The sequence below is a fragment of the Saccharothrix sabaoui genome, assembly GCF_051756985.1.
GTDB lineage: Bacteria > Actinomycetota > Actinomycetes > Mycobacteriales > Pseudonocardiaceae > Actinosynnema.
Window position 1 is genome coordinate 1 of the sequence record NZ_JBPKJK010000141.1, and the last position, 22,696, is coordinate 22,696.

General features: G+C 73.0%; 21 protein-coding genes. 10 read left to right on the top strand and 11 right to left on the bottom strand.

All coding sequences use genetic code 11. The features are described from left to right. The 5 genes from ACR807_RS32135 to ACR807_RS32155 form a co-directional block, all read left to right on the top strand. Nucleotides 1–1,485, top strand: a 1,485-nt coding sequence (locus ACR807_RS32135) for a phosphoglucose isomerase-related protein (protein WP_438925224.1), incomplete at its 5' end; no start/stop codon positions are given. Further along, entirely contained in the window at nucleotides 1,482–3,023 is a 1,542-nt protein-coding gene (gene zwf, locus ACR807_RS32140; protein ID WP_438925225.1) for a glucose-6-phosphate dehydrogenase, read from the top strand. The genes ACR807_RS32135 and zwf, both read left to right, overlap by 4 nt. Next, the gene (gene opcA / locus ACR807_RS32145; RefSeq protein WP_438925226.1) at nucleotides 3,020–4,348 is read left to right on the top strand and encodes a glucose-6-phosphate dehydrogenase assembly protein OpcA; all 1,329 of its coding nucleotides are present in this window, start codon (nucleotides 3,020–3,022) and stop codon (nucleotides 4,346–4,348) included. The genes zwf and opcA overlap by 4 nt, the downstream gene beginning before the upstream one ends. Continuing rightward, nucleotides 4,345–5,073 (top strand): 6-phosphogluconolactonase, encoded by a 729-nt coding sequence (gene pgl / locus ACR807_RS32150; RefSeq protein ID WP_438925227.1) that lies wholly within the window; start codon nucleotides 4,345–4,347, stop codon nucleotides 5,071–5,073. Before opcA ends, pgl begins: the two co-directional genes overlap by 4 nt. Before the next feature lie 329 nt (nucleotides 5,074–5,402). Further along, complete coding sequence (locus ACR807_RS32155; protein WP_438925228.1) at nucleotides 5,403–6,695, top strand: sensor histidine kinase; 1,293 nt, start codon at nucleotides 5,403–5,405, stop codon at nucleotides 6,693–6,695. Nucleotides 6,696–6,772: 77 nt separating this feature from the next. Here ACR807_RS32155 and ACR807_RS32160 read toward each other — a convergent pair whose 3' ends face one another. The 11 genes from ACR807_RS32160 to ACR807_RS32210 form a co-directional block, all read right to left on the bottom strand. Then, a complete protein-coding gene (locus ACR807_RS32160; protein ID WP_015103628.1) occupies nucleotides 6,773–7,117 on the bottom strand; it encodes an RNA polymerase-binding protein RbpA in 345 nt (114 codons plus the stop codon). A gap of 60 nt (nucleotides 7,118–7,177) precedes the next feature. Next, the gene (secG, locus tag ACR807_RS32165; RefSeq protein WP_438925229.1) at nucleotides 7,178–7,408 is read right to left on the bottom strand and encodes a preprotein translocase subunit SecG; all 231 of its coding nucleotides are present in this window, start codon (nucleotides 7,406–7,408) and stop codon (nucleotides 7,178–7,180) included. An 88-nt stretch (nucleotides 7,409–7,496) separates the two neighbouring features. Further along, entirely contained in the window at nucleotides 7,497–8,285 is a 789-nt protein-coding gene (gene tpiA / locus ACR807_RS32170; RefSeq protein WP_438925230.1) for a triose-phosphate isomerase, read from the bottom strand. Nucleotides 8,286–8,288: 3 nt separating this feature from the next. Then, complete coding sequence (locus ACR807_RS32175) at nucleotides 8,289–9,452, bottom strand: phosphoglycerate kinase (RefSeq protein WP_438925231.1); 1,164 nt, start codon at nucleotides 9,450–9,452, stop codon at nucleotides 8,289–8,291. Between the two features lie 22 nt (nucleotides 9,453–9,474). Beyond that, a complete protein-coding gene (gene gap / locus ACR807_RS32180; protein WP_438925232.1) occupies nucleotides 9,475–10,479 on the bottom strand; it encodes a type I glyceraldehyde-3-phosphate dehydrogenase in 1,005 nt (334 codons plus the stop codon). A gap of 75 nt (nucleotides 10,480–10,554) precedes the next feature. After that, entirely contained in the window at nucleotides 10,555–11,370 is an 816-nt protein-coding gene (locus tag ACR807_RS32185; protein WP_438925233.1) for a class I SAM-dependent methyltransferase, read from the bottom strand. Between the two features lie 58 nt (nucleotides 11,371–11,428). Beyond that, on the bottom strand, nucleotides 11,429–12,415 hold the full coding sequence (whiA, locus tag ACR807_RS32190; protein WP_230569164.1) for a DNA-binding protein WhiA: 987 nt from the start codon (nucleotides 12,413–12,415) through the stop codon (nucleotides 11,429–11,431). Beyond that, complete coding sequence (locus ACR807_RS32195) at nucleotides 12,406–13,437, bottom strand: gluconeogenesis factor YvcK family protein (RefSeq protein ID WP_438925234.1); 1,032 nt, start codon at nucleotides 13,435–13,437, stop codon at nucleotides 12,406–12,408. Before ACR807_RS32195 ends, whiA begins: the two co-directional genes overlap by 10 nt. Next, nucleotides 13,434–14,291 (bottom strand): RNase adapter RapZ, encoded by an 858-nt coding sequence (rapZ, locus tag ACR807_RS32200; protein ID WP_411970415.1) that lies wholly within the window; start codon nucleotides 14,289–14,291, stop codon nucleotides 13,434–13,436. Before rapZ ends, ACR807_RS32195 begins: the two co-directional genes overlap by 4 nt. A 26-nt stretch (nucleotides 14,292–14,317) precedes the next feature. Next, complete coding sequence (uvrC, locus tag ACR807_RS32205; RefSeq protein ID WP_438925241.1) at nucleotides 14,318–16,303, bottom strand: excinuclease ABC subunit UvrC; 1,986 nt, start codon at nucleotides 16,301–16,303, stop codon at nucleotides 14,318–14,320. After that, nucleotides 16,213–16,725 carry a nuclear transport factor 2 family protein gene (locus ACR807_RS32210; protein WP_438925235.1) on the bottom strand — a complete coding sequence of 171 codons (513 nt, stop codon included), beginning with the start codon at nucleotides 16,723–16,725 and terminating at the stop codon, nucleotides 16,213–16,215. Before ACR807_RS32210 ends, uvrC begins: the two co-directional genes overlap by 91 nt. A 296-nt stretch (nucleotides 16,726–17,021) precedes the next feature. On the opposite strand from ACR807_RS32210, the gene mdlC reads away from it, so the two are divergent. From mdlC to ACR807_RS32235, 5 genes are all read left to right on the top strand, one after another. Next, complete coding sequence (gene mdlC / locus ACR807_RS32215; protein WP_438925236.1) at nucleotides 17,022–18,674, top strand: benzoylformate decarboxylase; 1,653 nt, start codon at nucleotides 17,022–17,024, stop codon at nucleotides 18,672–18,674. Between the two features lie 52 nt (nucleotides 18,675–18,726). Next, nucleotides 18,727–19,119, top strand: a complete 393-nt coding sequence (locus tag ACR807_RS32220; protein ID WP_438925237.1) for a cupin domain-containing protein — start codon at nucleotides 18,727–18,729, stop codon at nucleotides 19,117–19,119. 35 nt (nucleotides 19,120–19,154) lie between these two features. After that, nucleotides 19,155–19,952: a helix-turn-helix transcriptional regulator gene (locus tag ACR807_RS32225; protein WP_438925238.1), complete on the top strand. Its 798-nt coding sequence runs from the start codon at nucleotides 19,155–19,157 to the stop codon at nucleotides 19,950–19,952. A gap of 823 nt (nucleotides 19,953–20,775) precedes the next feature. After that, nucleotides 20,776–21,978, top strand: a complete 1,203-nt coding sequence (locus ACR807_RS32230; protein WP_438925239.1) for an IS701 family transposase — start codon at nucleotides 20,776–20,778, stop codon at nucleotides 21,976–21,978. 138 nt (nucleotides 21,979–22,116) lie between these two features. Beyond that, a partial coding sequence (locus tag ACR807_RS32235) for a TetR/AcrR family transcriptional regulator (RefSeq protein WP_438925240.1) occupies nucleotides 22,117–22,696 on the top strand: 580 nt, incomplete at its 3' end.

The window sequence follows — 22,696 nt, forward strand, 5'->3', positions numbered from 1 at the left end:
GACGCGGAACCCGAGGCGTCGATCCGCCTCGCGTGGACGACGTTGCACGAGACGTCGCGCCCGCTGGTCGCGGAGATCACCGCGCTGCGCGACGAGCTGCTCGCCGAGGGCGTGGACCGCGTGGTCCTCGCCGGCATGGGCGGCTCGTCGCTGGCGCCCGAGGTGATCACCGGCACCGCGGGCGTGCCGCTGGTCGTCCTCGACACCACGGACCCGGGCCAGGTCGCCGAGGCGCTCGCCGGCGACCTGGAGCGGACCGTGCTGGTGGTGTCGTCCAAGTCGGGCGGCACCGTCGAGACCGACAGCCACCGGCGCATCTTCGAGCAGGCGTTCACCGACGCGGGCGTCGACGCCGCGTCCCGGATCGTCGTGGTGACCGACCCGGGTTCGCCGCTGGAGGCGGCCTCGCGCGAGGCCGGCTACCGGAGGGTGTTCCTGGCCGACCCGAACGTGGGCGGCCGCTACTCGGCGCTGACCGCGTTCGGCCTGGTCCCCTCGGGCCTGGCCGGCGCGGACGTCGGCGCCCTGCTGGACGAGGCCGCCGCCGCCGCGCCGCTGGTGTCGGCCGACTCGGCCGACAACCCGGCCGTGGTGCTGGCCGCGACGTTCGCCGTCGCGCACGCCCACGGCGCGGAGAAGGTCGTGTTCGCCGACACCGGCTCCGGCATCGCCGGCTTCGGCGACTGGGCCGAGCAGCTGATCGCCGAGTCCACCGGCAAGAACGGCACGGGCCTGCTGCCGGTCGTCGTCGAGGGTCCGGGCGCGCCCGGGTTCGTCGACGCGGCCTCGGACGCCACGACCGTCGCGATCGGACCGGCCACCGGCTCGTCCACGCTGTCCGTCGAGGGCGCGCTGGGCGCGCAGTTCCTGGTGTGGGAGTACGCGACCGCGCTGGTGGGCCGCGTGCTGGAGATCAACCCGTTCGACCAGCCCGACGTGGAGGCGGCGAAGAAGGCGGCGCGCTCGCTGCTCGACTCGCCCGCCGCGTCGTCGGCGACGCCCGCGTTCATCGACGGCCCGATCGAGGTCTACCCGAGCGAGGGCTGGCTGTCCTCGGACGTGAAGACCGTCGCGGACGCGCTGAAGGCGCTGGTGGCCGCCGCGCCGTCGCACGGCTACCTGTCCGTGCAGGCCTACCTCGACCGGATCGACGACGCATCGTTCGCCCTCGTCCGCCCGGAGTTGGCCCAGCGTTCACACCTCCAGACCACCTTCGGGTGGGGACCGCGGTTCCTGCACTCGACCGGCCAGTACCACAAGGGCGGTCACCAGAACGGCGTGTTCCTCCAGCTGACCGGCGCGTCCGAGGCGCACCTCGACGTGCCGGGCCGGCCCTACGACCTCAGCACGCTGCAACTGGCGCAGGCCCTCGGCGACGGCCAGGTCCTGGCCGGACGGGGGCGCCCGGTGCTGCGGCTGCACCTGACCGACCGCGTCGCCGGGCTCGCGCAGCTCGTCGAGGCAATCCAGGAGGACGGTTCGTGAGCGCTCCGACGAAGCGCAACCCGTTGCGCGACGCGCGGGACAAGAGGCTCCCGCGCATCGCCGGCCCCAGCGGCCTGGTGATCTTCGGCGTGACGGGTGACCTGTCGCGCAAGAAGCTGATGCCCGCCATCTACGACCTGGCCAACCGCGGCCTGCTGCCGCCGGGCTTCGCGCTCGTCGGCTTCGCCCGCCGCGACTGGGCCGACCAGGACTTCATGCAGGTCGTGCACAGCGCCGTCAAGGAGCACGCGCGCACGCCGTTCCGGCAGGAGGTCTGGGACCAGCTCGTCGAGGGCATCCGCTTCGTCCAGGGCACGTTCGACGACGACGCGGCGTTCGACACCCTGGCCACGACGCTGGCCGACCTCGACCGCGAGCGCGGCACGGGCGGCAACCACGCGTTCTACCTGTCGGTGCCGCCCAGCGCGTTCACCACGGTCGTCAACCAGCTCAAGCGGGCGGGCCTGGCCACGCCGCCGACCGACAGCCCCGGCCAGTGGCGCCGGGTCGTCATCGAGAAGCCGTTCGGCCACGACCTGGCCAGCGCGAAGCAGCTGAACAAGACCGTGAACGACGTCTTCCCCGAGGAGTCGGTGTTCCGCATCGACCACTACCTCGGCAAGGAGACGGTGCAGAACATCCTGGCGCTGCGCTTCGCGAACCAGCTGTACGAACCCATCTGGAACGCGAACTACGTCGACCACGTGCAGATCACCATGGCCGAGGACATCGGCCTGGGCGGTCGCGCGGGCTACTACGACGGCATCGGCGCCGCGCGGGACGTCATCCAGAACCACCTGCTCCAGCTCCTCGCGCTGACCGCGATGGAGGAGCCGGTGTCGTTCCGGCCGAGCGACCTGCGCGCCGAGAAGGTCAAGGTGCTGTCGGCGACCCGGGCGACCGGGCCGTTCGAGGAGACCACCGCGCGCGGCCAGTACACCGGCGGCTGGCAGGGCGGCCAGAAGGTGCCCGGCCTGCTGGAGGAGGGCGGCTTCGCGAAGGACTCGGTCACCGAGACCTACGCGGCCATCACCTGCGAGGTGAACACCCGCCGCTGGGCGGGCGTGCCGTTCTACCTGCGCACCGGCAAGCGCCTGGGCCGCCGCGTCACCGAGGTGGCCGTGGTGTTCAAGCGCGCGCCGCACCTGCCGTTCGACGACACGGCGACGGAGGAGCTGGGGCAGAACGCCCTGGTCGTGCGGGTGCAGCCGGACGAGGGCGTGACCATGCGGTTCGGGTCGAAGGTGCCCGGCAACAGCATGGAGGTCCGCGACGTCACGATGGACTTCGGCTACGGCCACGCGTTCACCGAGTCCTCGCCCGAGGCGTACGAGCGGCTGCTGCTGGACGTGCTGCTCGGCGAGCCGTCGCTGTTCCCGAAGAACGACGAGGTCGAGCTGTCCTGGGAGATCCTCGACCCGGTCATCGAGCACTGGGGCCGCCACGGCGCGCCCGAGAAGTACAAGGCGGGGACCTGGGGCCCGGTGTCGGCGGACGAGATGCTGGCGCGGACCGGCAGGAACTGGAGGCGGCCGTGATCATCGACCTGCCCTCGACGACCACGTCGCAGGTCAACAGCAAGCTCGTGCAGCTGCGCGAGGAGGGTGGCGCGGTCACCCTCGGCCGGGTGCTGACGCTGGTCATCGTGACCGACGACGGCGCGAAGACCGAGGGCGCCGTGGACGCGGCGAACGACGCCAGCCGCGAGCACCCGTGCCGGGTGATCGTGGTGGCCCGCGGCGCCCGCAAGGCCGCGCCGCGGCTGGACGCGCAGATCCGCGTCGGCGGTGACGCGGGCGCGTCCGAGGTGATCGTGCTGCGCCTGTACGGCGAGCTGGCCAACGAGGGCGCCTCGTGCGTCGTGCCGCTGCTGCTGCCGGACACCCCGGTCGTGGCGTGGTGGCCGAACGAGGCGCCGGCCGTGCCCGCGGAGGACCCGATCGGGCAGCTCGCGCAGCGCCGCATCACCGACGCGGCGGCCGAGAAGAACCCGATCAAGGCGCTGGAGCAGCGGCGCGCGTCGTACGCGCCCGGCGACACGGACCTGGCCTGGACGCGGCTGACGCTGTGGCGGGCCATGATCGCGTCGGCGTTCGACCTGCCGCCGTACGAGAAGGTCACCGAGGCCGAGGTGAGCGGGGAGAGCGACTCGCCGTCGACCGACCTGCTGGCCGCGTGGCTGGCGGCGTACCTGAAGCTGCCGGTGAAGCGGACCAAGGCCGCGCGCGGCGAGGGCATCGTGGACGTGCGGCTGGAGCGCCGGTCGGGGGTCGTGGAGCTGTCGCGCCCGGACGGCAAGGTCGGCACGCTGTCGCAGCCCGGCCAGCCGGAGCGGCGGGTGGCGCTGCAGCGCCGCCAGGTGCGGGACTGCCTGGCGGAGGAGCTGCGCCGGCTCGACCCCGACGAGGTGTACGAGACGGCGCTGAAGGCGCTGGGCAAGGTCGTGCGCGGCCGTACCGCGGCGAAGCCGGCGACGGCGACCCGCAAGCCCGCCGCCGCGCCCGCGGTCTCCGGTCCGGCGACCTCCGGTTCGGCGACCTCCGGCCAGGCGACCTCCGGCACGTCGGCCACCCCCGCGCAGGCGTCCGGTGCGGCGACGTCCGGCCCGGCGTCCGACGGGACCCCGGCCCCCGCCGCGTCCTCGTCCGGCCCGTCGGCGAAGGCCGCGCCCGTGAAGGCGGCGGCGAAGGCGGCGGCCAAGGCCGTGTCCCCCAAGGCGGCGTCTCCCAAGGCCGCTCCCGCCAAGGTCGCGGCACCGAAGGCCGCGTCCCCGAAGGCGAAGACCGACGGCGCGGCCGACGCCAAGGCCGCCAAGTCGGGCAAGCCCCGGGACAAGGCGTCGAAGGCGAAGGCCGGCTCGTGACCCGGCCCGAGGTGCTGGTGCACCGTGACGGCGACCTGCTGGCCGCCGCCACGGCCGCCCGCCTGCTGACCGCCCTGGTCGACGCCCAGGCGGCGCGCGGCACGGCGTCGCTCGTGCTGACCGGCGGCCGGACCGGCATCGCGGTGCTGGACCGGGTGCGCTCCTCGCCCGCCCGCGACGCGGTGGACTGGGGCCGCGTCGACCTGTGGTGGGGCGACGAGCGGTTCCTGCCCGCCGGGCACCCGGAGCGCAACGAGACCCAGGCGCGCGAGGCGCTGCTCGACCACATCCCGGTGCCGGCCGACCGGGTGCACGTGGTGGAGCCGTCGGACGGCCGGTTCGGCGACGACCCGGAGGCCGCCGCCGCCGCGTACGCCGAGGAGCTGGGCTCCGCGCCGGAGTTCGACGTGTGCCTGCTCGGCGTCGGCGAGGAGGGGCACGTGGCCTCGGTCTTCCCCGACTCGCCCGCCGTGCGCGAGCGCGAGCTGACCGTCGTGGCGGTCCGCGACTGCCCGAAGCCGCCGCCGACCAGGGTGAGCCTCACCCTGCCGACGATCCGCGCGTCCCGCGAGGTGTGGCTGATGACGACGGGCGCGGCGAAGGCCGGGGCCGTCGCCGCCGGCCTGGGCGGTGCGGCCGAGACCGACCTGCCCGCTGCGGGCGCCACGGGCCGTTCCCGGACCCTGTGGCTGCTCGACGGGGCCGCCGCCGCCGAACTCGCCTGACCCGACGCACTCCCCAGCTGCCGCCGCGCCCCTCCCGGGACGCGGCGGCAGCGTCGTCCCGGGGTGTGGTGGCAGCGTCGTCCCGAGGTGTGGCGGCACCGCCCCCGCCTGCCGAGCATGACGGATACTCACCTCGTGCCCGCGCCCACGTCCTCCACGCACCCGCGCCCGCAGCGGGTCGGCGCTCCCCCGTCCGGTAATCGGACGTTCGCGCTCGCAACTTTGTCACCCGCACCGCGTCCCGTCCGCGTGACCGGGGTGTCTCGAAGAGTGAGGGTCGGGGTGGGAATCGGGGTCGTGATCGGGAAGGGCGGGTCATGCCAAGCGCGATGACGGCGCAGTACGGTGAGGACCGGCGGGTAGCCGACGCGGGAGGGCCGCTCCTGGCCGGCAACGCGGTCGGGAGGCTGCCGGGCGGGCGGGTCGGCGGTGCCCCGGCCGAACGGGCGCCGCACGCCGCCCGGTGGGGCCCGGCCGCCCTGCGCGACCTCCTCGACCGGCACCGGCGGCGGGCGTTCGACGTCGCGGCCCTGGTGGTGGCGGCGCTCGACGTGTGGCTGCGCGTGGTGCCCGAGGCCGAGCCGTACAACTACGTGCTGTCGGTCCTGTCCGTGGTGGCGCTGGTGCTGCGCCGGCGGTTCCCGTTCCTGGTGGTGCTGCTGACCGTGCCGGGGTTCCTGGCCGGGTGGGCGCAGCTGGCGGCGATGATCGCGCTCGGCACGCTGGCGCGGCGCAGGCTGCTGGCGGTGCAGACCCTCGTCGCGGCCGGCCTGGTGTGGTTCAGCCGGTTCTTCCTGTGGCCGGTCGACGAGTTCCTCGCGCTGGAGTGGGCGACGCACGTCCACGACGCGATCTACGGGTGCCTGGTCGCCGGCATGCCGGTGGCCATCGGGCTGCTCGCCCACGCCCGCGAGGAGCTGTCCGCGCGCATCGCCGACCTGGCGGCCAGCCGGGAGCGGGAGCGGGTGCTGCACGCGCACGCCGTGCGGGCCGACGAACGCGCCCGGCTGGCCCGGGAGATGCACGACGTGGTGTCGCACCAGGTGAGCCTGATCGCGATGCAGGCGGGCGCGCTGCGGGTGGCGGCGGACGACCCGAACGCGCAGCAGGTGGCGGGCGTCATCCGGAACCTGAGCACCCGCACCCTCGACGAGCTGCGGCACCTGGTGAGCGTCCTGCGCACGACCGACGGCGACGACTCGCCGCGGTCCGGGGTCGAGGACCTGCCGGCCCTGGTCGCCGCCGCGGGCATCCCGGCGACGCTCACCGTCCAGGGGTCGGTGGAGGGCCTGCCCGCGCCCGTCTCGGGGGCGGTCTACCGCACGGTCCAGGAGGCGCTGACCAACGTCCGCAAGCACGCGGCGAGCGCCCCCACGACCATCCTCGTGACCGCCTCGGACGACCACCTGCGGGTGGAGGTGGAGAACAGCGCCCCGGGCCGTCGCACCCAGGACGGCGGCACCCAGGACGGCGGCACCCTGCCCGGCGGCGGTCACGGCCTGGTGGGCCTGCGGGAACGCGCCGCGCTGCTGAGCGGGCGGTTCGAGGCGGAGCACACGCCGGGCGGCGGTTACCGGGTCCGGGTCACCTTCCCCCTGCACCCCCACCCCCGGTCGACCTGACGCGCCGGCTCCGGACAACGCGAAGGCCCCGCCCGACCGGGTGGTCGACGGGGCCTCCGCGTGGTTCTTCCGAGCGACTAGGGCTCCTCGCGCTGCTTGCGCAGCTTGGTGAGCGCCTCCTCCAGGATCGCCTCGCCGTCCGCGTCGGAGCGCCGCTCCTTCACGTACGCCAGGTGCGTCTTGTACGGCTCGTTGCGCGGCGGAGCAGGAGGTGCCTGCTCGTCGCGCCCCGCCGGAAGTCCGCACCGGGGGCAGTCCCAGTTCTCGGGGATCTCCGCTTCGACCGCGAACGACGGCCGAGACTCGTGCGCGTTCGCGCACCAGTACGACACCCGACGTCGGGGCGCGGACTCGCCGCGCTCCGATTCGCCCATCGGGCCTGCGCCGACGCGGGTACCGCGAATCGCGTTACCACCAGCCATCGACCCTCACACCCCCACCACGTGGTTTCCCTGTGTCTGTCAGCTCTGAGTCGTACGGGTTCAGAGCTTGTTGAGCAGACCGATGCCGACGATGGCGATGACCCAGATCGCGCCGACGAACAACGTCAGGCGGTCGAGGTTCTTCTCCACGACGCTGGAACCGGACAGGCTCGACTGCATACCGCCGCCGAACAGCGAGGACAGACCGCCGCCGCGCCCGCGGTGCAGCAGCACCAGCAGGATGAGCAGCAAGCTGGAGACGATCAACAGGATCTGCAGGAACAGGACCATATCTTCCTCGCTGTCAGGCAGGTGACGCCACAGAGTACCCGGTCAACTGCCGACCGTGGACCACCTCGGTGGGGATGCTTCTACGGGGTCAGGGTAGTGGGCCGCCCGCGGCGAGCGCGCACAGCTTGGCGAACTCGTCCGCGTCCAGGCTGGCCCCGCCGACGAGAGCACCGTCGACGTCCTTCTGGGCGATCAGCTCGGCGATGTTGCCGGACTTGACCGAGCCGCCGTAAAGCACCCGAACGGCCGAAGCGACGTCCTCGCCGTGCAGCTCGGCGAGCTTGGCCCGCAGGGCCGCGCACACCTCCTGCGCGTCGGCGGACGAGGCGACCTTGCCGGTGCCGATGGCCCACACGGGCTCGTAGGCGATCACGACCTGGGCGACCTGCTCGGCGGTGAGGCCCTTGAGCCCCTCGACGAGCTGGGTGGTGCAGTGCGGCACGTGCTCGCCGGCCTCGCGGACGTCGACCCGCTCGCCGAGGCAGAAGATCGGGGTGACGCCGTGCTTGAGCGCCGCCTTGACCTTCTTGTTGACGGTCGCGTCGTCCTCGCCGTGGTACTCGCGGCGCTCGGAGTGGCCCACGGTGACGTAGGAGCAGCCGAGCTTGGCGAGCATGGGGCCGGACACGTCACCGGTGTAGGCGCCGGAGTCGTGCGGCGACAGGTCCTGCGCGCCGTACTTGAGCAGCAGCTTGTCGCCGTCGACGAGGGTCTGGATGGACCGGATGTCGACGAACGGCGGGAGGACGGCCACCTCGACCTTGGCGAAGTACTTCTCCGGGAGGGAGAAGGCGATCTTCTGCACGAGGCCGATCGCCTCGAGGTGGTTGAGGTTCATCTTCCAGTTGCCCGCGATGAGGGGCTGGCGCTGTGCCATCGGTCAGTCCTCCAACACGGAAACGCCGGGCAGTTCCTTGCCCTCGAGGAACTCCAGGGAGGCGCCGCCGCCGGTGGAGATGTGGGAGAAGCCGTCCTCGGGGAGGCCGAGGGCGCGCACGGCCGCGGCGGAGTCGCCACCGCCGACGACGGTGAACGCGTCGCTCTTGACGAGGGCCTCGGCGACGGCGCGGGTACCGCCGGAGAACGCCTCGAACTCGAACACGCCCATGGGGCCGTTCCAGAAGACGGTCTTGGCGTCGGCCAGCTTCGAGGCGAACAGCTCGCGCGTGGCGGGGCCGATGTCGAGGCCCTGCCGGTCGGCGGGGATCGCGTCGGTGGCGACGACGTCGTGCTCGGCGTCCGGCGCGAAGTCGACCGCGGCGAGGACGTCGACGGGGAGCACCAGCTCGACGCCGCGCTCCCGGGCCTGCTCCAGGAAGCCGCGGACCTGCTCGACCTGGTCCTCCTGGAGGAGGGAGCCGCCGACCTCGTGGCCCTGGGCCTTGAGGAAGGTGTAGGCCATGCCGCCGCCGATGAGCAGCCGGTCGACCTTGGTGAGCAGGTTCTTGATGACGCCGAGCTTGTCGGACACCTTGGAGCCGCCGAGGGCGACGACGTAGGGCCGCTGGAGGTCCTCGGTGAGCTTGTGCAGCACCTCGACCTCGGCGAGCACGAGGCGGCCCGCGTAGTGGGGCAGCTTCTTCGCCACGTCGTAGACGGACGCCTGCTTGCGGTGCACGACGCCGAAGCCGTCGGAGACGAACGCGTCGGCCTTGGCGGCCAGCTCGTCGGCGAGGGCGGCGCGCTCGGCGTCGTCCTTGCTGGTCTCGCGCGGGTCGAAGCGGATGTTCTCCAGCAGCACGACGGTGCCGTCGCCGGCGGTCCCCGTGCCGATCTCGACCGGGGAGCCGAGCAGTTCGCCGAGGCGGGCCGCGACGGGCGCGAGGGAGAACTTCGGGTCGGGTTCGCCCTTGGGGCGGCCCAGGTGGGCGGCGACCAGGACGCGGGCGCCCGCGTCCACGAGCGCCTTGATCGTCGGCACCGACGCGCGGACGCGGCCGTCGTCGGTGATGCGGTCGCCGTCGAGGGGGACGTTCAGGTCGGCGCGCACGAGGACGCGCCGACCCGAGACACCCTCGCCGAGCAGGTCGTCGAGAGTCTTCACAGCGGTGTGGTCCGTCCCTGGCTCAGAGCTTGGAGGCGACGAGGTTGACGAGGTCGGCGAGGCGGTTGGAGTAGCCCCACTCGTTGTCGTACCAGCCGACGACCTTGATCTGGTTGCCGATGACCTTGGTGAGCGGCGCGTCGTAGATGCAGGACGCGGGGTCGGTGACGATGTCGGCCGACACGATCGGGTCGGTGTTGTAGCGCAGGTAGCCCTTGAGGGGACCGTCCGCGGCGGCCTTGTAGGCGGCGTTGACCTCGTCGACGGTGGTCTCGCGACCCACGGTGACGGTGAGGTCGGTGGCGGAGCCGGTGGGCACGGGCACGCGCAGGGCGTAGCCGTCGAGCTTGCCCTTGAGCTCGGGCAGGACCAGGCCGATGGCCTTCGCGGCACCGGTGCTGGTGGGCACGATGTTCAGCGCGGCGGCACGGGCGCGGCGCAGGTCCTTGTGCGGCGCGTCCTGGAGGTTCTGGTCCTGGGTGTAGGCGTGGATCGTGGTCATGAGGCCACGCTCGATGGTGAAGGTGTCGTGCAGCACCTTGGCCAGCGGGGCCAGGCAGTTCGTGGTGCACGAGGCGTTGGAGATGACGGTCTGCGAGCCGTCGTACTGGTCGTCGTTCGCGCCCAGCACCACGGTGAGGTCCTCACCCTTGGCCGGCGCGGAGATGATGACCTTCTTGGCGCCGCCCTCGTCGACGTGCTTGCGCGCGGCCGAGGCGTCGGTGAAGAAGCCGGTGGACTCGACGACGACGTCGACGCCCAGGTCCTTCCAGGGCAGCTTGCCCGGGTCGCGCTCGGCGAGGGCCTTGATGACCTTGCCGTCGACGGCGATGCCCTCGTCGGTGACGGTGACGTCGCCGTCGAGGCGGCCGAGGATGGAGTCGTACTTCAGGAGGTGGGCCATCGTGTTGACGTCACCGAGGTCGTTGAAGGCGACGATCTCGATGTCGTGCCCGCTGGCCTGAACGGCGCGCCAGAAGTTGCGACCGATGCGGCCGAAACCATTGACACCTACGCGAACCGTCACGGTGAGTCTCCTCGATACTCGACTGGCGGAAAACACCAGGGGCGTGCAGTCATTGGGCTGACCAGGCAGCCGGAGTCAGCCTAGCCGCCACGTTGCGGCCCTGGTCACTCGCACCACCAGGATCTCTTTATCGAACAAGAAAATCCAGCTTGACAAGCTTGTTACCTCTGAGTAACAACCTGTGGCGCGTTCGGCCACCCGGCGGGTCGGGCCGTCACCCGGTCGACGCGGGGTTGCGCGCGGTGAGGAGCGGCTGGAAGAAACCGGTGTCGGCCGGTTCGCGCCAGGCGGTGTCGGTGAACCCGGAGTCGGCGGTCCACGTCCCGCCCCGGGGGCGAGCTGGAACAGCTCCAGGTCGTAGTGCTCGCCGTCGTCGTCCCAGTGCCACAGCTGGGAGCTCATCGCGCGGCCGGCCGGACCGGTCGAGGACCGCACGGGGGTGGCGGTCGGTCGGGTCGCGAGCAGGTCGTCGTAGGGGCGGGTGGTGACGACCAGCAGCCCGCCGGGCGCGAGCGCGCGGCGCATCGACGCCAGGGCGGCGCGCACGTCGTCGGCGGTCAGCAGGTGCGGCAGCGAGTTGTCCGCGCACACCACGGCGTCGAAGTCCCCCGCCCGCACCGGCAGGGACCGCACGTCGGCCGCGGCGGCGGTCAGCCGCAGGCCGCGGGCGCGCGCCTCGCGGGCCGCGGCGACCGGGCTGAGGTCGGTGGCGACGACGCGGTGGCCGAGCGCGGCGGGGCCGAGCGCGCGGCGGAGCACCCCGTCGAGCGCGGCGCCCTGCCGGTCGACCGAGGCGTCCCAGTCGGCGTGGAGCAGGTGGTAGCGCTCCGCGACCCCGTCGTGGAAATCGCGCGGCGCGGTGCCGCCGGTCCCCGCCGCCTCGTCGCCCACGCCCGCGCGCTACGCACGTCGACCGGGCTCCCACCAGCGGTTTTCGGTGTTCCGGTGGTCAGACCTCGGCTTCGAGCATGTCCGCGGTGACCGCCGACTCGGTGTCCGGCATGCCCAGCTCCTTGGCGCGCTTGTCGGCCATGGCGAGCAGGCGCCGGATGCGGCCCGCGACCGCGTCCTTGGTCATCTGCGGGTCCGACAGCTGGCCCAGCTCCTCCAGCGACGCCTGCCGGTGCGCCAGCCGCAGCGCGCCCGCCGCGGCCAGGTGGTCGGGCGCCTCGGCGCCGAGGATCTCCAGCGCGCGCTGCACGCGGGCGGCGGCGGCGACGGCGGCGCGGGCCGAGCGGCGCAGGTTCGCGTCGTCGAAGTTCGCCAGCCGGTTCGCCGTGGCGCGCACCTCGCGGCGCATCCGGCGCTCCTCCCAGGCCAGCACGCTGTCGTGCGCGCCCAGGCGGGTCAGCATCGCGCCGATCGCGTCGCCGTCCCTTATCACCACGCGCTCCGCGCCGCGCACCTCGCGCGACTTCGAGCCGATGCCCATCCGCCGGGCCGCGCCGACCAGCGCCAGCGCCGCCTCCGGCCCCGGGCAGGTCACCTCCATCGAGGAGGAGCGGCCGGGTTCGGTGAGCGAGCCGTGCGCCAGGAACGCGCCGCGCCACGCCGCCTCGGCGTCGCACACCCCGCCGGACACGACGGGGGCGGGCAGGCCGCGCACCGGCCGGCCGCGCGGGTCCAGCAGGCCCGTCTGGCGGGCCAGGCCCTCGCCGTCCTTGACCACGCGCACCACGAACCGGGTGCCCTTGCGCAGGCCGCTGGAGGTGATGGTGAACACGTCGGACTGGTGCCCGTACAGCTCGTGGATCTCCCGGCGCAGCCGGCGCGCCGTGGAGCCCAGGTCGAGCTCCGCCTCCACGACGACCCGGCCGCCCACGATGTGCAGGCCGCCCGCGAAGCGCAGCAGCGACGCGACCTCCGCGCGCCGGCAGCAGGTCTTGGAGACGGCCAGCCTGCTCAGCTCGTCCTTGACCGCAGACGTCATCGCCACGGTGCCTCGCCTCCCCTGGTCTCGCTGTCGTCCGACAGCGTTGTACTCGACGCCCCCGCGGCCCCGTCAGCGGGGCCGTGCAACGCCCGCCTGATGCTGGACGCCAGCGCGGCCGGGTCGTGGCGGTCCGGCGCGCCGTCCAGGGCGATCGGCGCGAGGTGCGCCTCGGCCCCCAGAGCTGCGGCGGCGCGGCGCAGCCGGTCCGGCACGGGCACCGCGCCCGCGTCGGCGATCACCGCGTCCACCCGCAGCCGCGGGGCGTGCTCGCTGAGCACGTCCAGGTGCAGCTCCGGGGAAAAGCCCGCTGTTTCGCCCGGTTGGGGGACGAGGTTGAGGACGACGACCTTGCGCGCCGAGGTCCGGACGAGCGCGTCGTGCAGCTCCGGCACGAGCAGGTGCGGCAGCACGCTGGTGAACCACGAGCCGGGGCCGAGCAGCACGACGTCCGCGCCGAGCACGGCCTCGACGGCGTCCGGGCAGCCGCGCGGGGCCTCCCCCGGGCCGCCCGGCCCGTGCAGGCGGATGCGCTGCACGCGGCCGGGGGTGGTGGCGATGGCGACCTGGCCGCGGATGCGGCGCGGCACGTCGGCGTCCTCGTCCAGGCCGGTGACGTCCGCCTCGATCTCCAGCGGCTCGGTGCACATCGGCAGCACGCGCCCGCGCACGCCGAGCAGCCGCCCCGCCTCGCGCAGCACGGCGACCGGGTCGCCCAGCCGCTCCAGCAGGCCGGCCAGCACGAGGTTGCCCACGGCGTGCCCGGCGAGCGCGCCGGTGCCGCCGAACCGGTGCTGGAACAGGGCCGACCACAGCGCGCCCGCCTCGTCGTCGGAGGCCAGCGCCACCATGGCCTTGCGCAGGTCGCCGGGCGGCAGCAGGCCCAGCTCCCGGCGCAGCCGCCCCGAGGAACCGCCGTCGTCGGCGACCGTCACCACGGCCGTCACGTCGTCGGTCACCCGGCGCAGCGCGGTGAGCGTGACGTGCAGCCCGTGCCCACCGCCCAGCGCTACCGCTCTCGGGCTCACTCGCGTCCCAGGTCCCGGTGCACGACCTTGACGGCCATGCCGTCCTCGGCGGCCAGCCGGCCGGCCAGCTCCTCGGAGATGGCGACGCTGCGGTGCTTGCCGCCCGTGCAGCCCACCGCCAGCGTCAGGTACCGCTTGCCCTCGCGCCGGTAGCCGGCGCCGATGAGCCGCAGCAGCTCGTGGTAGCGGTCGAGGAACTCGTCCGCGCCCTCCTGGGTGAGCACGTAGTTGCGCACGTCGCCGTCCAGGCCGGTCTGCTCGCGCAGCTCGGGGATCCAGAACGGGTTGGGCAGGAACCGGACGTCCATGACGAGGTCGGCGTCCATCGGCAGGCCGTACTTGTAGCCGAACGACAGCACCGTGACGCGGGTGCGGGTCGCCGACTCGGTGCCGAAGGTGTCCTCGATCTTGGCGCGCAGCTGGTGCACGGACAGGGCCGAGGTGTCGAGCACCAGGTCGGCCTCCTCGCGCAGCGGCGTGAGCAGGACGCGCTCGGCCTCGATGCCGTCGGCGAGGCGCCCGTCGGCCTGGAGCGGGTGGCCGCGGCGCACCGACTCGAACCGGCGGATCAGCACGTCGTCGGTGGCCTCCAGGAACAGCACCTTCGGCTTGTAGCCGCGGGCGTCGAGGTCCTTGATCACCGCCGCGAGGTCCTCGGTGAACGCGCGGCTGCGCACGTCCATCACGACGGCGACCCTGGTGATGGCCCCCCTGGCCTGCGCGCCCAGCTCCACCATGGTCGAGATCAGCTCGGGCGGCAGGTTGTCCACCACGAACCAGCCCAGGTCCTCCAGGCACTTCGCGGCGGTGCTGCGGCCCGCTCCCGACAGGCCGGTCACCACCGCTACCTCGATGCCGGACTTCTCGCCGGCCGGTGCGTTCACGTGTGCTCCCTCTGAAGGTCGGCCGCGCCGACGTCTTCGGTACCCGCCGTGCCCGGTGCGCCCCCGGCGGGGGTGGCCGGGTCGGGCGCCCCCCGGTTCAGGGTCCCGTGCACGGCCTCCGCGGTGCGCCGGCCCACTCCGGGCACCGCGCTGATCTCCTCGACGCTCGCCTCGCCGAGCTTCTTGACCGAGCCGAAGTGCTTGAGCAGCGCGGCCCGGCGGGTCTGGCCCAGTCCCGGCACGTCGTCCAGCGCGGAGACCGTCATCCGCTTGGACCGCTTCTGCCGGTGGTAGGCGACGGCGAACCGGTGCGCCTCGTCGCGCACCCGTTGCAGCAGGTAGAGGGCCTCGCTGGTGCGGGGCAGGATGACCGGGTCGGGGTCGCCGGGCACCCACACCTCCTCCAGCCGCTTGGCCAGGCCGACGACGGCCACGTCGGTGATGCCCAGCTCGGCGAGCACGTCGGACGCGGCCTGCGCCTGCGGTCCGGCGCCGTCGACGACGAGCAGGTTCGGCGCGTAGGCGAACCTGCGGGGCTTGCCGGTCTCCGGGTCGATGCCGGGGTTGGGGCCGCCGGACGCGGTCTCCTTCAGGTAGGCCTGGAAGCGGCGGCGCACCACCTCGGCGATGGAGGCGACGTCGCCCTCCGCCGCGGCCTCGCGGATCGCGAACCGGCGGTACTCGGACTTGCGGGCCAGGCCGTCCTCGAACACGACGAGCGAGGCCACCACGTCGGTGCCCTGCACGTGGCTGATGTCGGTGCACTCGATGCGCAGCGGCGCGGTGTCCAGGCCGAGCGCCTCCTGGAGCTCCTGGAGGGCGGCGGAACGGGCCGTGAGGTCGCCCGCGCGGCGCAGCTTGTGCTGCTGGAACGCCTCCTTGGCGTTGCGCTCCACGGTCTCCATGAGGGCCCGCTTGTCGCCGCGCTGCGGGATGCGCAGCACCACCTTCGCGCCGCGCAGGTCCGTGAGCCACCGCTCCACGGCGGGCGCGTCCTCCGGCAGCTCCGGCACGAGCACCTCGCGCGGCACCGGGGCCCCCTCCGCGCCGCCGGTCCGGGCGGACTCCGCCCGCGCCGACTCGGCCTGGGTGCCGTAGAACTGGGTGACGAACTGGTCGACCAGGCCCGCGGTGCCGGTCTCGTCGACCTTGTCGACGACCCAGCCGCGCTGGCCGCGCACCCGGCCGCCGCGCACGTGGAACACCTGCACGGACACCTCCAGGTCGTCCTGCGCGAAGGCGACGACGTCGGCGTCCGTGCCGTCGCCGAGGACGACGGCCTGCTTCTCCAGGGCCCGCTTGAGGGCGGCCTGGTCGTCGCGCAGCCGGGCGGCCTTCTCGAACTCCAGCTCCTCGGCGGCGGCGGTCATCTCGCGTTCGAGCCGCTTGACCATGGAGTCGGTCCGGCCGGCGAGGAAGTCGCAGAAGCCGTCGACGATGTCGCGGTGCTCGGCGGCGTCGACCCGGCCGACGCACGGCGCGGAGCACTTGTCGATGTAGCCGAGCAGGCAGGGCCGGCCGATCTGGGCGTGCCGCTTGAACACGCCGGCGGAGCAGGTGCGGGCCGGGAAGACGCGCAGCAGCAGGTCGAGGGTCTCGCGGATGGCCCACGCGTGGGCGTAGGGGCCGAAGTAGCGGACGCCCTTCCTGCGCGGGCCGCGGTAGACGTGCAGGCGGGGGAACTCCTCGTTCAGGGTCACCGCGAGCACCGGGTAGGACTTGTCGTCGCGGTAGCGGACGTTGAACCGCGGGTCGAACTCCTTGATCCAGTTGTACTCCAGCTGGAGCGCCTCGACCTCGGTGCCGACGACGGTCCACTCGACGCCCGCCGCGGTCGTGACCATCTGCCGGGTGCGCGGGTGCAGGCCCGTGATGTCGGCGAAGTAGGAGTTCAGCCGCTGGCGGAGGTTCTTGGCCTTGCCGACGTAGACCACCCGGCCACTGGCGTCGCGGAACTTGTAGACGCCGGGGGCTTCGGGGATGGTGCCTGTCGCGGGGCGATAGGTCGACGGATCGGCCACGCGACAAGCCTACGTGCGGACACCGACAGCGGATCGGTCGGCCACGCCCGGCGCAGGTCAGCGCGTCTGCTAGGCGTCACCGGGGTGGGTGGCGGCGGGGCGGCCCGGGTGTAGATCACCGCGTAGGCGGTGTCGCCCTCGGCGCGCACGTCGCGCAACGCGTAGTCGAGCACCTCGGTGGTCTCGCCGCGCACCGCGAACGCCTTGCGCACGGCGGGCAGGCCGACGTGGCGGCCGAGGTAGGGGATGACCTCGTTGTACCGGTCGACCGGCAACTCGAAGTCGATGGCGTGCGACAGCGCCTGAAGTGCCGAATCGACATCGCCCCGTTCGAGGTCGGTGAAGTACTTCTCCACCACCTGGCGGGTTCGCTCACTGCTCATCGCGCATCCTCACTGCTCGTGTCATCCGGGTCCCGGCCGTGCCGAAAAGGCGAATCGCCGATCGGATCGCCCGCCGTCGATGAGGGGCCGGGCGCGGATTACACAGTTCTCCGGAGAAGGTGCTCGGACAAGGCGTCGCAGGCCGTCCCGGCGCACTGCGTGAGGTCGGCCGAACAGCTGACGAAGTGCCCCTCGACCACGGTACTTGCCTTGTCCGCAAGCCCTGCCCGGCAGAGGGTAGCGATCGTAGTCCGGTCCGGAAGAACGTTTTGAACCTCTACAGGAGCGTGGTGATCGTGACCGCGGATGGCAACGGGTTCCGCACCGTTCGGGAAGACGCGCTGGAAGTATTCCGGCAGCTCGGGATGACGACCGTCTTCAGCAATCCCAGCCACACCGAGATGAAATTGTTCGAGCAGTGGCCCGACGATTTCCGCTTCATCATGGGCCTCCAGGAGGCGACCGTCGTCGGCATGGCCGACGGGTACGCCCAGGCCACCGGCGAGCCGTCCCTGGTGATCATCAACGGCGGGCCCGGCACGGGCAACGCGATGGGCTCCATCTACACCGCCGCCAGCGCCCACACCCCGATGGTGATCATCGGCGGGCTCCAGGCGCGCAAGCTCCAGCAGGGCGCGCCGTTCCTCAACGCCCCCAGCGCGACGCAGCTCCCGCAGCCCTACATCAAGTGGGCCGCCGAGGCCGCGCGCCCGCAGGACGTGCCCGCGCTGATCGAGAAGGCGTACCACATCGCCAAGCAGGCCCCGGCCGGCCCGGTGTACGTCGGCGTGCCCGAGGACGACTGGGTCCGCCCGGGCAACTCCGCGCCGTACAAGGTGCGCAACGTGCAGGCCGCCGTCGTGCCCGACCCGCAGGTGCTCGCCGGCGTGGCGGACGCGCTGAACTCGGCGGCCAACCCGGCGATCGTCGCCGGTCCGGGCGTGGAGATCGGCGGCGCCCGGCGCGACCTGATCAAGATGGCGGAACGGCTCAACGCCCGCGTCTACGGCAGCCCGGTGTGGCCGCGCGGCGCGTTCCCGGAGAACCACCCGCTGTTCGGCGGGGTGCTCGCCCCGCTGCCCGAGCTGATCAACGCCAAGCTCGGCGAGCACGACGTCGTCATCGTGCTGGGCAGCCCGACCTTCACCCTGTTCACCACGGCGGACCTGTTCTCCACCGCGCCCGCGCCGCTGGACCAGAGCGACGCGCCCAAGCTGCCGGAGGACACCCGCTTCATCCACGTCACCGACGACCCCGAGGCGGCGGCCTGGTCCATGGCGGCCGACGCCTACGTCACGCCGCCGGCCGCGTTCGTGCGGGACCTGGTGACCCTGCTGCCGCAGCGCCAGCGCGTCCCGCTGGCCCCGCTGGCCGAGCCGATCCCCACGCCCGAGGCGTCCACCCCGATCACCGAGCCCTACCTGTTCCACGTGCTGTCGCAGGAACTGCCCTCCGACGCGCAGGTGTTCGAGGAGCTGCCCATCGGCCGCGCCCCGTTCCACGAGCAGATCCCGCTGGGGCCGGACAACGGCTACTACGCCACGGCCTCCGGCGCCCTGGGCTTCCCGTTCGCGGGCGCCGTCGGCTACGCGGTCGCCCGGCCCGACGTGCGCACCGTCGTCGTGGTCGGCGAGGGCTCGGCGCAGTACACCATCCAGGCGCTGTGGTCGGCCGGCAAGTACAACCTCCCGGTCACGTTCGTCATCCCCAACAACTCCGGCTACCTGTCGCTCAAGTACTACTTGGACGACGTGAGCCAGAAGGCGTGGCGGGAGGGCTGGGACCTCAGCGGCGTCGACATGGCGCAGCTCGCGCGCGGGTTCGGCATCGCCGGCGAGCGCGTCGAGACCCCGGAGCAGCTCCAGTCGTCCCTGCGCCGGGCGCTGAACGCCGACGGTCCGGTGCTGCTGGACGTCGTCGTGTCCGACCCGGGCCTGTTCCGGCTCTGAGCAACCGCGCCCCGGGCGGCTCCCGGGGACAGCCAGGAGGAAGGAGGAGCACGTGGAGGTCGTCAGCAAGGACAGCCTGCCCACCGTGCGCATCGCGGGTGAGGTGGCCGCCCACATCTTCGACGGTGGCGCCCACGGCACCACGTCGTCGGCGTTCATCGTCGACGTCGCGCCCGGTCGGGGACCGCGTCGCCACAGCCACCCGTACGACGAGGTCTTCATCATCATCGAGGGCCGCGTCCGCGTGGAGGCGGACGGCGAGGTGCGCGACGCCGGGCCCGAGGACGTGCTGATCGTGCGCACCGGCGTGCCGCACGCGTTCACCAACCTCGGACCGGGCAACGCCAAGATGGTCAACATCCACGTCACCGACAAGGTCGTCACCGAGTTCGGCGACGACGACCACGCGGCCGACCCGTCCTACCAGTACAACCACACCAGCTGAGAGCGGTGCGCGTCCGCGGGGAGGTGAACAGCAGAGTGGCAACGCACAACGCGGAACCGGCCGAACTGGGCCGGTTCCTGCGCAGCCGCCGGGAGCGGCTCGACCCGGCCGGCGCCGGGTTCCCGGCGGGTGCCCGCCGGCGGTCGCCCGGCCTGCGCCGGGAGGAGGTCGCCGTGCTGGCGGGGATCAGCCCCACCTGGTACGCGTACCTGGAGCAGGGCCGCGACGTGCGGCCCTCGGTGGAGCTGCTGGACAGCCTGGCGCGCGCGCTGCGCCTGAGCGAGGACGAGCGCCGCTACGCGCACGTCCTGGTGCACGGCCACGTCGCGCGTCCCCGGCCGCTGGTCGGCGACACGTCGGCGGAGGAGCTGGTCGAGTGCCTGGTCGCCGCGGCGGCCGACGACCCGCACCCGGTGCACGCGGTGGGGCGGCACGGGGACGTCCTGGCGTGGAACGCCGCGTCGGCGGCCTGGTACGACGACTGGGGCGCGTTGCCCGTGACCGGCCGGAACCTGCTGGCGTGGCTGCTCACCTCGCCGGTGGCGCGGGAGCGGGTCGTCGACTGGGAGGACGAGGCGCGCGACGCGGTGGCCGCCTGGCGGGCCGAGGTGGCGCGGGCGCCGGGCGACGAGGAGGTCGCCCGGCGGGTGGCCGAACTGTCGGCGGCGAGCACGCGCTTCCGGCACTGGTGGGATGAGAGGATCGTCCGTGAGCGGCGGTCGCGGGTGCGCCGCTTCCGCCGTCCCGGGGCGGAGGTGCGGGAGCTCCGGCTGGTGCCCGTCGAGTCGCCGGAGTTCGCTCCCGCGACCGTCGTCCTGCACCTGCCGCTGTGAGCGCGTCCCGCGGACTTGACGAAGTGCGGGCGCTCCGCGCGCCGGCGTGCCGGGCGCGCGCGAGGCGACCCGGCTCACCTGGGGGAACGCGGAGCTCCGGTGGCGCTCCGGCGACTCACGATGGCCTCTCGGCGCATGTCTGGCTACCTTGCGGTGAAACTGCGACGGGGAGGGTCGATGGTCACGTCTGCCGCCACGGGGGGCTCGTCCGGTGTTGTTCCAGGGGTGCGCGGCGCTCGGCGCCGGTCGTCCCCGCCGGCCGGGCCGGTCGAGGGCGAGCGCTCCGTGCCGTTGCCCGCCGGTAATGCGAATGTAATTCGGTTCATTACGTAGAGGGATCGCGGAGAAGGTCGGCTTGGGGGGCCGACACCGTGACCTCCGTTTTCCGGGCGACCGCGCACCACCGGTGGTCGCCCGGCCCGGTTGTGCGCGCTTCGCGGTGGGATGCGGAAAGCCGAATGCGCGGTCACTGGAACCGGGAATGCCACCACAAGTCAAGTCTGGACAATTACCGTCCACGTCTTGAAAAATCTGTGGAAGTCCGCGGCGCGTTGTTGCGCACCGGGGACGACCGGTCTGTGCAGACCGGCTGCTGGGGGACTGGGGCGATCATGATGAGGGACTGCCGTCCGTGCGCGGAGCCGCGAGCCGGTGGTGCTGGAGCTATCGGGAGCGGCGGTGTGACCGCGGGCACGACGGTGTATTTGTGATGCCGTGAGATCTCCTTCGGAATGTGCTGTGCCTAGCTCAGACCAAGTGGCGAACGCACCCTGGGGGGTTCGTTCGACGGCTATCCGATTGCTGGAGGGGACGAACTGTGCACATGTTCCAAGCGGTGTCGGCGGGCGCCGACCCGTCCGATTTATTCGATCTGTCTGAGTACTGCGACGAGCTGTTCACGACATTGGGCAGGTCCGACCAGCGCCGCTGGGCCGAGACCTACGTCAGGGGGCTGCTCCTCGTACCGGGGCGGAAGTCGATCCGGAGGATCTCGGAGATGGTGGTCGGCCGGGACGCCGACCAGTCGTTGCAGCAGTTCGTGAACCAGAGCCCGTGGGCGTGGGCGCCGGTGCGGGGCCGCCTGGCCGGGCGCGTCGACCGCGCGCTGCGGCCCAGGGCGTGGGTGGTGAAGGAGGTGGTGTTCCCCAAGAACGGGGACAACTCGGTGGCGGTCGCCCGGCAGTACGCGCCGTCGGCCGGGCGCATGCTCAACTGCCAGCGCGCCGTCGGCGTCTTCCTCGCGGGGGACCAGGGCGCGGTGCCGGTCAACTGGCGGCTGGTCATGCCGAAGGCGTGGGACGACGACGTGGAGCGCCGCGCCAAGACCCGCGTCCCGGAGGACGAGCGGTCCAGGCGGACCTGGCAGTACCTGCTCGACTGCTTCGACGAGATGACGGGCAACTGGGGGTTGCCCGCCGCTCCCGTCGTCGTCGACCTCAGCGGTGACCCCGGCCTGCTGCCGCTGCTCGGCGGCCTGGAGGAGAGGGGCATGCGCTACCTGGCGCAGGTGTCCACGAGCACGCCGGTGGCGCCGGTCAACCTGGTCGGCGCGCCGAACCAGCCGCGCACGATCGGGCAGCTGGTCGCGGCGGCGGCCCGGTCCGGCCGGACCTCGCTGGGCGTGCGGGACGAGGTCACCGGCGCGGTCACCACCTCCGAGTTCGTGGTGGCCACGCTGACCGGGTACTCGGGGCAGGCGGACGGGCGGCCCGGCCGGTCGCCCTGGCTGCGCCACGTGCTGGCCGAGTGGCCCGCGGGGCAGGCCCGCCCGCGCGCGGTGTGGGTGACCAACCTCGGGTCCACCGGCATCGGCGAGCTGGTCGGCCTGCTGCGGGCCGACCGGAAGGTCGACGCCCAGGTCCCCCGCCTGACCGAGGAGTACGGCCTGCGGCACTTCGAGGGCCGCTCGTTCCGGGGCTGGCACCACCACGTGACCCTGGTGTCGGCCGCCCAGGGGTACGGGCAGCTGCGCGAGGCGGCCACGCAGGCCGAGGGCGAGGAGTGGCGGTTGAGGCCCTACGCCTGATCCGCCACCGGAAGTGGGTCAGCGCCGCTCCACTTCCACCCCCCGCTCCACTTCCACCCCCGCGCGGCGAGCCGGCTGGTGCTACGTTGGAATACAGGTAGGGAGAGTTCCCCAACGAAGCGCCGCCGGGAGGTACAGGTGCGCCGTTCCGCCGCCGAAACGCGTGAGCACGTCCTCAGCGTGACGCACGAGCTGTTCTACTGGCACGGCATCCACGCGGTCGGCGTGGATCGCGTGGCCGCCGAGGCGGGGGTCGCGCCGACCACCCTGTACCGGCTCTTCCGGTCCAAGGACGAACTGGTCGCGGCCTACGTCGAGCGGGCGGACACCAGTTACCGGGCCTGGTTCAGCGAGGCCACGAAGGCCGACGGCCGAGGTGCGCGCGAGCGCGTCCTGGCCGCGTTCGACGAGCTGATCGTGCAGGTCCACCCGAGCCGGTGCCGGGGCTGCCCGTTCCTGATGGCACTGGCGGAGTTCCCCGACCCGGAGCTGCCCGCCCACCGCAAGGCCGTGGCCACGAAGGAGTGGATGCGCGCCCGGTTCGGCGAGTTGACGGGCCAGCTGGAGGGCGTCGTCGAACCGGGCGCGCTCGCCGACAAGCTCGCGCTGGTGATGGAGGGCGTCTACGCCTCGGTGCAAGCCTTGGGCGTGGACGGCCCCGCGCGCAGCGCGCGCGAGCTGGTGGAACTGATCCTGCCCGTGCCCGCTGCTGGGGAAG